Here is a 10,719-nt window from a genome sequence, read left to right as displayed (position 1 = left end):
CGGCATACGATATTTTTGGCAAAATTGTTCAATAAAGTACGTTGCGAGAGGAATAATGTCATCAACACGTTCTTTTAGTGACGGGATACGAATTTCTACCGTGTTTAATCGATACAATAAGTCTTGCCTAAACAGCTTTTCAATAACTAATTGCTCAAGGTTGGCATTGGTTGCAGAAATAACTCTTACGTCAGCCTCTAAAGTGATATGAGAACCAACACGTTCAAACTTACGTTCTTCTAAAATGTGAAGTAATTTTGCTTGTTGGTTAAGATTAATATTGGCGATTTCATCTAAAAATAAAGTGCCTTGTGATGCGAGTTCAAATCGACCTATACGATCTTCCTTTGCGTCAGTGAATGCACCTTTTACGTGACCAAACATTTCGCTTTCAAATAAAGATTCAGTGATCGCTCCCATATTGACAGCAATAAAGCTGTTGTTATTTCGCGTTGAATGTTGGTGTAAATAATGTGCTAGCATAGATTTACCGGTACCATTTTCGCCGGTAAATAATACATTCATATCGCTGACTGCGATGCGCTCTATTTGTGTTAGTACTTGGCGCATCTCAGCAGAGTGTGCAATAACACCTTGTTGTTTATTGGTCAGCAGGGCGTTAGTTTGCGATAGCTTTTCATTTCTTCGAACAATGTTTACTCGTTCAATTTGTTGCTTTATTTTATTGCTCAGTTGCGCATTTCTCCATGGCTTTTCGATAAAATCATTTGCACCAAGTTTCATCATTTCAACGGCAATATCTACACTACTGTAACCTGTCATTGCAATAATTGGCACATGGCTATCAATGTTACGTATAGCTTCAATTAGTTGCATACCCTCAGAGCCAGAAGTGGTGTCTTGGGTATAATTTAAATCAAGCAATAAGCAAGAAAACTGTTTGCGCGATAAAAGGGTGATTACCTGATGAGGTGTTGTTGCCTTGTTTATTTGATAATTTTCACACTTTAACGCAAGCGTCAATGCTGAAAGCACGTTTTCATCGTCATCGGCGATTAAAATACTCGGTTTTGAATGGTTCATTATATTTTCAATCACTTTACTGCTTGTTGCTAAAGACATTGTTAACAATAGAAAGGCGGTCAATGACCGCCATTTTTAAGTATTACTACTTTTTATTAATCATAATGTAATGCGTCGCTTGGTTCCAATCGTAAAATTGAACGCGATGGAATATAGGTAGCTATTATCACCATAAATGTAATTAATAATGGAATTCCAACCAGCGCTATACCATAGCTTTCAGGATTGATCACAATGGTATTAGACATATAATCTGTTAGCACAATAGATAGAGTAATACCTAATGCTAATCCAATAAATAATTGTGTTGCAGCCTGCTTTAAAAACATAAGCATAATTTTTTTGTCAGGTGCGCCAATCGCACGACGAACACCGATTTCCTGTGTTCGAGTCAATATGCTATTTGAAGCCATCGCATATATTCCGCTTGCCGCCAAAATCACAGCTACAATACCACAGAACAAAAATATTTTACTGACCGAGAGTAACAATTTCATCGGCTGTTGGATCAAATTATCGTAAGTTTGAATATGATAGATACCGACATCAGAATCAACACTTGCAATGGCTTGCATTAGGGCTTCGGTCGCTGTTCTTTGATCACCGGTGTAATGTACGGCAATGTACTGTCTCATTGGTCCTATGTTGTCCATAGAGTGATACGAGTTATATGAAGCACTTGACGAGCTCATTGTTGAACCATGGAAGGTATCAGACACTACACCAACAATAGTAAACCAATCACCACGCTGGCCATTTCTACCGGCGCGTCTTACTCGTTTTCCTACGGCATCACCATCAGGGAAGAAAGCGCTTGCGATTGATTGATTAATAATAATACTAAGCGCACCATTTTCGGCATCACGGTGATCAAAGTCTCGTCCTTGAATGACTTTCATACCCAAGGCTCGCCAAGAGTCACTGGCTATTAATTCATTATTACTGTAAGGGTTTTCATTATAAACAGCGGCAGCTCTACCTTCAATTTCAAAGAAACTAGTACCTTCACCTGTACCAGGCAATTGAGTCATCATGGCACTTGCATTAATGTTAGGCATGGCGTCTATGGCGCTTTTAATTCGATAAAAAACTTGTGAGCGATTGATACGGTCTTGATAATCATGCTCGGTATCACGTCTTACCGGATATTTTTCTGGAGGCAACTGTAACTGAGCAGTTAAACGTGAAGTCGTTTCAACGCCGTAGTCAGCTTTACTTGCAAAATAGCCAGTTGATAATAAAACGGTTGCCATTACGAGCACCACACAAGATAAAACAATTTCAGAAATGACTAAAGCTTTACCAACATTAGCTGCTTTTTTACTTAATGCACCGCGCGTACCGTCACGTATTACTGCATTAAAATCACTTTTTAATGCTTTATAAGCAGGGAAAAGACCAGTAATTAACACCATAGCTATAATTGAGAATACTAAAATGACCATAGCCTGACTATCAATAGTTAATGTCCACCAAAAAGGTTTTTCATGATTAATGGCAAACGCTTGGTTGAACATATTGTTGGTAAGTTCAATACCGTATGCAGCAAATAGCAGGGCGAGTAAACCACCAATGGTACAAATAAACACACTTTCCCAAAGCATTTGTACCATGAGTTTTTTACGTGGAATGCCCAGCGCTAAACGAATAGCTACTTCTTTAATTCTTTCATTCACGCGAGCGAGTAATAAATTACTCACGTTAATACATGCAAGTAAGAGAATGAGAAATACAACAATTAATAAGGCGATAAAAATGTTGTAATATTGGGTAATACTTGCTTGTTTGTAAGGCAACACATTTAAGTATCTACCATCATCTGGGATACGAAAATTGAAGTCTTCTTTTATGGAAGATGCAATTTGTTGATTTATCGTATCTAAACCAGCTTGCGCTTCTTTTATGGTGACTCCTTCAGCTAAACGGGCAAATGCCAAATAACTACTAAAAGTTGCCTCTACGGGGTTAACAATACGTTCATTTAATGGTTGCCATATTTGTGCTTTATCAGGAAAAGAAAACCCTTCAGGCATCACACCAATTATTCTACCTGGCATCGCATCAAGAGCAACTTGTTGGTTAATGACTTTTGGATCTGCATTAAAGTACTGTTGCCATACGTTATAGCTAAGTACCACCACAGGCTCTGCACCATCAACAAAGTCATCTTGAATAAAGCCTCTTCCATGTAAAGGTTGTATACCTGTCATGTCGAAAATGTTGACACTGGTATAGCTGGCGTTCATTTTTTTGGCTGTAAAGAGTGCTGAATACTGGCTAGAGTTTCCACCAATGAAGGTAGTACCCTCAGTAAAAAAACCATGATTTTCAAAAATGCCCAGTTGTTTTGCCGCTAAATTAATGTGATATGGATCAGCTGCACGGCGCGATAAATGGTTGTGATCAAACTGTGCTTCTATGGCGACGATTTGTTTTTCACCATTTAAATAAAGTGGTTTGAAGACCAAGCCGTTTAATAATGAAAAAGTATAAACGGTTAAACCGAGTCCTATGGCAACGATTAAAATAGTTAATGAAGTAAACAACGGCTTTTTTAGCAACATGCGCATTGAATACTTAAATTCTATAGATAAACTCATATTTATATCCTCAGCCCACTAAATGGCGATAGCGCTTGGGGTTTCTGATGGACGGTCGGCCACTACTTTGCCGTCGAAAATTTCAATGATTCTATCGGCGCGGCTTGCAGAGCGAGGATCATGAGTAACCATGCAAATAGTCGCGCCATTAGCATGAAGTTTATCCAGTAATTCCATGACAGCTCCTGCATTTTTTGAGTCTAAATTACCGGTTGGTTCATCGGCAAGAATAATAGCTGGTTTACCGGCAATGGCTCGTGCTACTGCAACACGTTGTTGCTGCCCCCCTGATAATTGAGAGGGAAAATGATTGGCACGGTGTTGCATATCGACTTGTTTTAAAGCATCAGTTACCAGTTGTTGGCGCTCGCTTTTGCTAATATCTGAGCGATAAGATAAAGGAAGCTCTACATTTTCTTGAACAGTTAAATCACTAATTAAATTAAAGGCTTGGAAAATAAAGCCAATTTTTTCATTTCGGATCAGTGCACGTTCGTCTTTATCTAAACTCGTCACGTCGTGTCCTGATAACTGGTAATTACCATTAGTAGGCGTATCTAATAAACCTAAAATAGATAATAAGGTAGATTTACCACAACCCGATGGGCCGGCAATCGATATAAATTCACCTTGGTGAATGGTTAAATTAATACCTTCTAATGCATGTGTTTCTACATCATCGGTATAAAATATTTTGTTTAAGGCATTCAAGGTCACGAGAGTCTTTGCTTGGTTTTGCATTGTGCTTTCCTTATTATTGTTAACTATTGTATCGCGTTAATTTGTTTGTCTTTCCATGACGATACGTTTGATACTACAACGTTTTCGCCAGCAGAAAGACCAGAAATAATTTCAATGTGAGTTTGCGATGAGCGGCCAAAGGTTACGTCACGTAAAGCCACGCTGTTATTTTCCGTGTTCACGACATATACAGCACTTGATTCATTCGCTTTAGCATACATAGGACGCTTTACATAAAGAGTGTTTGTTAGATGGGCAACATGAATAATGCCATCAACACTGAGCTCAGGCCTTGCTTCTTTGGGTAATTTTCCTGTGATAGCTACATCAACTTGTACGGAACCGTTAACAACGGATGGGTCAATACGAATGACTTCGCCACTTACTTTGCTGGTTTTCGTGTCAAGGGTTACTGCTTGAGTTAAGCCGATTTGATAAATTTGTTTTTCAGGCACACGAATTTCTGCGATAAATTCATCATTACGGGCTAGTCGTGCCACATTCGTACCAGCCGTTATTTGTTGCCCTAATTCTAATGGCATTTCTTGCACTATGCTGTCGATTGAAGCACGTATGTCTAAGCTGTTCACCAAGTGCTGAATTCTTGCTGTACCACGTTCCATACGTTTTAAACGCGCGTTAAATGCACGCTTTTGCGCTACTAAATTCTCTTGTGCTTTAGCGTAGCGCTTTTTTTCTAATTGCCATCGTTGTAATAATTGCTCTACTTCAATTTTAACTTCTTCATGCTCCACTTTTGAAATGGCAACGATACCTTGATTTAATAATGTTTTTTGAGCATTAAGCGTAAGCAGGGCGCTTTCATAATTTAATTGACTGTTGATCACTAGCGTTTCTTGATCTAGCACTTGTGATTCAAGCGCAACGCGCTGTGCGTTAAGTTGTGCTTTTGTTTCTTCAAGCTCCCATTGGCTTTCTTCTAACTGTTGGGTAAGAGATGAGTTCTTCATTGAAATGATTAAATCATCTTTTTTAACGGCAGCCCCTGCTTTCTTATAGACTTTGTCAACACGGCCATTTACTTCGGTAGCCACCCAGTACACTTCTTTTGGTACTAATACGCCAATGCCTCTAACGTCAAGGGTAAGTTCGCCAGATTGCACCGCATCAAGCAGTACATTGTTGGCTGACACTTTATGACCACTATTACTGGCATACGTTAATGCCCATATACATGAGATAATAACGACGGTAATAACGGCCCACTTTATGACAGGGGTGAAATTTTTTTGTTTTTTTCTAACGATATCCATCGTATTCCTTTTTACATCAACGAAAGCGAGCAGGGCGCTTTAAGTTCAGTGAACGGTTTGTCACCTAGATAAAGCTAAGACAATGCCAAATATAAAATATATTTAAAATTCAATCTGTTAAGTTTTATTTTTAGATGAGAGGCTTTATTAATCTCGATATCGAGACGTGAAAATAGGGCGTAAAATGTCGAAATCGAGACGATCACTCAAGATCAACCTGAAAATGTGTTCTATGACTATAAGGACATAGCCTACTTGAAAAATAACAGTTGACCCCCCATACATAGCGATGTTGCGACGTTAACCCTTAACAAGGTATCCATGACAAAATGTTGTAAGATAGCGTGCTTTTTTATGAGCAAAGCATAGTGAATTCTTGTGTTAAAACGCGGTTTCCTTTACTATGCGCGCGCAAATATTTTTTTCAATAAAATGAATGTTAATTTTACATTTACGGGTTTTTATTCATTTTATTGCATACTCGCTGAAAATAACTAGGAACAAAAATGACTACAGAATCATCTAAAATCATTTATACCATTACTGATGAAGCGCCAGCATTAGCGACGCATTCATTACTCCCGATTATTCAAGCTTTCACAGCTTCTTCTGATATTGGCGTTGAAACACGCGATATTTCATTAGCGGGTCGTATTATTGCTAATTTTCCACAATACTTAAAAGAAGAACAACGCATTGGCGATGCATTAGCAGAATTAGGTGATATTGCGAAAACACCAGAAGCAAATATCATTAAATTACCGAACATTTCAGCATCTATCCCACAATTACAAGCTGCAATTAAAGAATTGCAAGCTAAAGGTTATGCATTACCTGATTATCCAGCAGAGCCAAAAAATGAAGCTGAAGAGTCAATTAAATTAACTTACGCTAAAGTGTTAGGTTCGGCGGTAAACCCTGTATTACGTGAAGGTAATTCTGACCGTCGTGCTCCTACTGCTGTTAAAAACTATGCAAAGAAAAATCCACACTCAATGGGTGCTTGGTCAAAAGACTCAAAGTCTCATGTAGCTCATATGGAGTCGGGTGACTTCTACGGCAGTGAAAAATCGATGACGGTAGCTGGTGCAACTGATATGCGTATCGAATACGTAGATACTGCTGGCAGCATTACTGTTTTAAAAGAGAAAGTCGCCTTAGAAGATAAAGAAGTGATTGATGCATCAGTGATGAGCAAAAAAGCACTGGTTGAATTTTTTGAAGCAGAAACACAAAAAGCAAAAGATGAAGATGTATTACTTTCTCTTCACATGAAAGCAACGATGATGAAAGTATCTGACCCTGTGATTTTTGGTCACGCGGTGAAAGTATACTACAAAGATGTGTTCGCAAAGCACGCAGCTACTTTCGAACAGTTAGGTGTTGATGTTAACAATGGTATTGGTGATGTTTACGCTAAAATTGAACGTTTACCTGCGGAACAAAAAGCGGAAATTGAAGCTGACTTAAATGCTGTATATGACGTTCAGCCTCCACTTGCTATGGTTGACTCTGACCGCGGCATTACTAACTTACATGTACCAAGTGACGTTATTATTGATGCGTCAATGCCGGCTGCACTTCGTGCTTCTGGTCAAATGTGGGGCCCAGACGGTAAGCAAAAAGATACTAAGTTTATGATCCCAGATCGTAACTATGCTGGTGTTTTCTCTGCTGTTGTTGATTACTGCCGTGAAAATGGTGCATTTGATCCAACAACAATGGGTACTGTTCCTAATGTTGGTTTAATGGCGAAAAAAGCCGAAGAATACGGTTCACACGACAAAACGTTCATGGCAAAAGGTGAAGGTGTTATTCGTGCTGTAAATATTGCAACAGGTGATGTGTTACTTTCTCAAGATGTTGAAGAAGGTGATATTTTCCGTATGTGTCAAACGAAAGATGCACCCATTCAAGATTGGGTGAAACTAGCTGTTACACGTGCGCGTTTATCAAATACTCCAGCAGTATTTTGGTTAGATGAGAATCGCGCGCACGATGCTGAAATGATCAAAAAAATTAACACTTATTTACCAGAGCACGATACAGACGGTTTAGACCTACGAATTCTTGCGCCTACACAAGCATGTGAATTTACCTTAGCGCGTTGTGGTAAAGGTGAAGATACAATTTCTGTAACAGGTAATGTATTACGTGATTACAATACTGATTTATTCCCAATTTTAGAGCTTGGCACGTCAGCAAAAATGCTTTCAATTGTGCCATTAATGAATGGCGGTGGTTTATTTGAAACCGGTGCCGGTGGTTCAGCGCCTAAGCATGTTCAACAATTTGAGAAAGAAAACCACTTACGTTGGGATTCTTTAGGTGAATTTTTAGCGCTTGCAGCTTCTTTAGAGCATTTAAGCAATACAACGGGAAATGCTAAAGCACAAGTATTAGCAAACACGTTGGACGCCGCTACAGGTAAATTCTTAGATGAGAATAGATCGCCTTCTCGTAAAGTAGGTGAGTTAGACAACCGTGGTTCTCACTTCTACTTAGCAACATATTGGGCACAAGAGCTTGCAGCGCAAAATGAAGACGAAGAGCTAAAATCAGCATTTACTGCTGTAGCACAAGCGTTAACCAAGCAAGAAGAGAAAATTGTTTCTGAACTTAACGATGCACAAGGTCCAGCACAAAACATTGGCGGTTACTTCCAACCTGCTGATGACTTAGCGACAAAAGCGATGCGCCCGAGTGAAACATTAAATACGATTCTTTCAAGCCTTTTATAAAACTTTGTTAGAAGAAATTTAAGAAAAACCCAGCCTTTGCGCTGGGTTTTTTATGCTTGATGGTTCCTAGTACAGATCAGACAAAGGGCTTCTCACGCCATTTGCACCCCGCTCAATCACATGCGTATATATTTGTGTAGTTCTTACATCACTATGACCTAATTGTTCCTGAACGGTACGAATATCAGCACCGCGTTGTAGTAAATGTGTTGCAAATGAATGCCGTAAGGTATGGCAACTAATAGGTTTCTTTAATAACGCCTTCTTCGCGGCACGTTTTATCACTTTTCTTAACATAGTTTCATGAATATGGTGCCTGCGTAGCAAGCCTACTTCTGGATCTTCGCTTAATCTGTTAGATGGAAATAAGTAATGCCAGCCTTCTTCTTTATTCGCATTTGGGTATTTGCGGGCTAATGCAAAAGGCAAATAAACTCCAGAATAAGTCGGGTTTCTTATATCTCGCTTAAAATGGATGCTAGCAAACTTTACTTGGCTTTTTAGGTCATTGACTAATTCAGGGGCTAGGGTAACACGACGATGTTTTCCACCTTTAGCAAACCAAACACTAATACAATGAAAATTAAAGTCTATATCGTGTATTCGTAAACGAACTACCTCCATTACTCGTAAACCGCTGCCATACATTAATGCGCAGGGAAGCCTGTAATCATTATCAATGTATTTAAATAACGTTTTTATTTCTGTTGGTGTTAATACCACCGGTAACTTAGGTTGTACACGAGATTTATTGTAATTTAGTGCTAGTGACAAAGGTTTAGATAAATACTCTTTGTAAAGAAAGTTTACTGCGTTTAATGCAACGGCTTGAGTTTTAGGTGCAACATTTTCTTGGTTTGCAAGATAATTAAGAAATCGTTCAACGTCTTTATCATGACAATCTAAAGGGTGCTTCTGTTTATTAAAGTTTATGTAGTATTTGATCCAATATAAATAGGTTTCAATCGTTCTTTTAGCGTAACGACGCGTCCACATAAACTCTTTGATAGCGGCTAAAAAAGGTGAGGCCATGTTGATAATCCTTCATCAAAATTAATTTTACCACATGCTGTATGAATGTACAGTTTAGTTGTTTTCTTGTTTTTAGCAAGAAATCGAGAATGATTCTTGTATTAATCGTAGAAAGCGAGAATGTGAAGTACTATCTCATTGATTTAGTTAAAAAGAAGTGGTAATTTAAATTTTATGAACATAGGAGCAGTCCGTCGTGTTACTTGCGAGAATGGTTCCTATGAATAAGCTGTTAGGCAGCATAAGGTAACGTTAGAGAAGTATATGATTCACACAATACATTTAAAGTTGTTGGATGGAATGAACGCAAATCATGCTTGGGGCTGTTCAATTGAACTTCCTTCTGACTTTAGCTTAGAGGAAGTGCACCTGGCGATACAAAACGCACTAGAGTTTGACGACGACCATATGTATGAATTTTCGATATCTAATTCAATACGTGGGAAGAACGTAAGTGAATATACCTGCGACTCAGATGAAATATATAAGACAACCATAGAAAATATTCTTGAAAGCTCAAAAGGTAAAAAAATATATTATCTTTTTGATTATGGTGATAATTGGGTGTTCCAAATATCAAGGAGTCGGAAAAAACCGTTTACCGCCGAGCTAGATACTTTTTATCCGAGAGTAATAGACGAGTCTGGGGTAAAACCTATTCAGTATCCAGATTGGGAAGAGTAATGCTGGCTAACAAACCATTCAACCGGACCCATACTCGCTGGCTGGGTTCACTTCGTTCCCAGTATAGCCAGCAAGTCTGTGCCGTTTAATAGGGGCGTTATATGCAAAGGAGTATGCTGTGAACCTGAGAATTCTAATAGTCATTTCCTTAATTCTTTCTTTATCTGGTTGTTTAATCACAGAGTGGGAAGATGTAAGTGGGGAAAATGAATTTAAAAGCATTATCGGGACTCAACTTAAGACTAAAATTAAATTTATAATCCATGGTGTAACAATGGAACCTAACTATGAGGAAGTCCTTCATCATTACTCCTTAATGAAGGCTCCAGGCTTCGGTGGCCCTGAAGTTTTAAGTCGCGAAGAGTTACCTATAGGTACTAAGTTTAAATTAGTAAAAGTTATTCGTTGTGTAGATTGCACGTTTAAAAGGGAAAAGATAGTAGTAGAACTTCAAATAATAAACTAGACACCCACAAATAATAAACTAGACACCCACAATTAACTTGAATAATTCCAGTGTTTGTCTAATCTTTGAGTCATTGTAAATCAATCGCAAGGAAGCGAAATGACTATCGCTAGAAGTCGTCAAGTATGTTTGGCGGC

The 10,719-nt window shown here is 38.5% G+C and carries 8 protein-coding genes; 3 read left to right on the top strand and 5 right to left on the bottom strand.

Annotated elements, in window-relative coordinates:
- The 4 genes from BI291_RS14440 to BI291_RS14425 all read right to left on the bottom strand — a co-directional run.
- The coding region (locus tag BI291_RS14440; protein WP_083602080.1) for a sigma-54 dependent transcriptional regulator at positions 1-1,044 on the bottom strand (1,044 nt) is incomplete at its 3' end.
- A 95-nt stretch (positions 1,045-1,139) separates the two neighbouring features.
- On the bottom strand, positions 1,140-3,644 hold the full coding sequence (locus tag BI291_RS14435) for an FtsX-like permease family protein (protein WP_074499479.1): 2,505 nt from the start codon (positions 3,642-3,644) through the stop codon (positions 1,140-1,142).
- An 18-nt stretch (positions 3,645-3,662) separates the two neighbouring features.
- Positions 3,663-4,385 (bottom strand): ABC transporter ATP-binding protein, encoded by a 723-nt coding sequence (locus tag BI291_RS14430; RefSeq protein ID WP_074499478.1) that lies wholly within the window; start codon positions 4,383-4,385, stop codon positions 3,663-3,665.
- Positions 4,386-4,408: 23 nt separating this feature from the next.
- Entirely contained in the window at positions 4,409-5,659 is a 1,251-nt protein-coding gene (locus BI291_RS14425; RefSeq protein ID WP_074499477.1) for an efflux RND transporter periplasmic adaptor subunit, read from the bottom strand.
- A gap of 506 nt (positions 5,660-6,165) precedes the next feature.
- Between BI291_RS14425 and BI291_RS14420 the strand changes: the two genes are divergently transcribed.
- On the top strand, positions 6,166-8,400 hold the full coding sequence (locus BI291_RS14420; RefSeq protein WP_074499476.1) for an NADP-dependent isocitrate dehydrogenase: 2,235 nt from the start codon (positions 6,166-6,168) through the stop codon (positions 8,398-8,400).
- Between the two features lie 66 nt (positions 8,401-8,466).
- On the opposite strand, the gene BI291_RS14415 is transcribed toward BI291_RS14420, so the two are convergent.
- Positions 8,467-9,432 (bottom strand): integron integrase, encoded by a 966-nt coding sequence (locus BI291_RS14415; RefSeq protein WP_074499475.1) that lies wholly within the window; start codon positions 9,430-9,432, stop codon positions 8,467-8,469.
- Between the two features lie 300 nt (positions 9,433-9,732).
- Between BI291_RS14415 and BI291_RS14410 the strand changes: the two genes are divergently transcribed.
- The gene (locus BI291_RS14410; protein ID WP_175573134.1) at positions 9,733-10,116 is read left to right on the top strand and encodes a hypothetical protein; all 384 of its coding nucleotides are present in this window, start codon (positions 9,733-9,735) and stop codon (positions 10,114-10,116) included.
- A gap of 118 nt (positions 10,117-10,234) precedes the next feature.
- Positions 10,235-10,582 carry a hypothetical protein gene (locus tag BI291_RS14405; RefSeq protein ID WP_074499473.1) on the top strand — a complete coding sequence of 116 codons (348 nt, stop codon included), beginning with the start codon at positions 10,235-10,237 and terminating at the stop codon, positions 10,580-10,582.
- The last annotated feature ends 137 nt before the right edge of the window (positions 10,583-10,719 follow it).

Origin of the sequence: Thalassotalea sp. PP2-459 (assembly GCF_001913705.1) — a bacterium.
Taxonomy (GTDB): Bacteria; Pseudomonadota; Gammaproteobacteria; order Enterobacterales; family Alteromonadaceae; genus Thalassotalea_C; species Thalassotalea_C hakodatensis.
This window is presented reverse-complemented; position numbering and strand designations above follow the sequence as displayed.

What these genes read in the sequence shown, in the direction of transcription:
- BI291_RS14430 (WP_074499478.1), bottom strand. Translation starts at nt 4,385, where the DNA reads ATGCAAAACCAAGCAAAGACTCTCGTGACCTTGAATGCCTTAAACAAA.
- BI291_RS14425 (WP_074499477.1), bottom strand. Translation starts at nt 5,659, where the DNA reads ATGGATATCGTTAGAAAAAAACAAAAAAATTTCACCCCTGTCATAAAG.
- BI291_RS14420 (WP_074499476.1), top strand. Translation starts at nt 6,166, where the DNA reads ATGACTACAGAATCATCTAAAATCATTTATACCATTACTGATGAAGCG.
- BI291_RS14435 (WP_074499479.1), bottom strand. Translation starts at nt 3,644, where the DNA reads ATGAGTTTATCTATAGAATTTAAGTATTCAATGCGCATGTTGCTAAAA.
- BI291_RS14415 (WP_074499475.1), bottom strand. Translation starts at nt 9,432, where the DNA reads ATGGCCTCACCTTTTTTAGCCGCTATCAAAGAGTTTATGTGGACGCGT.
- BI291_RS14410 (WP_175573134.1), top strand. Translation starts at nt 9,733, where the DNA reads ATGAACGCAAATCATGCTTGGGGCTGTTCAATTGAACTTCCTTCTGAC.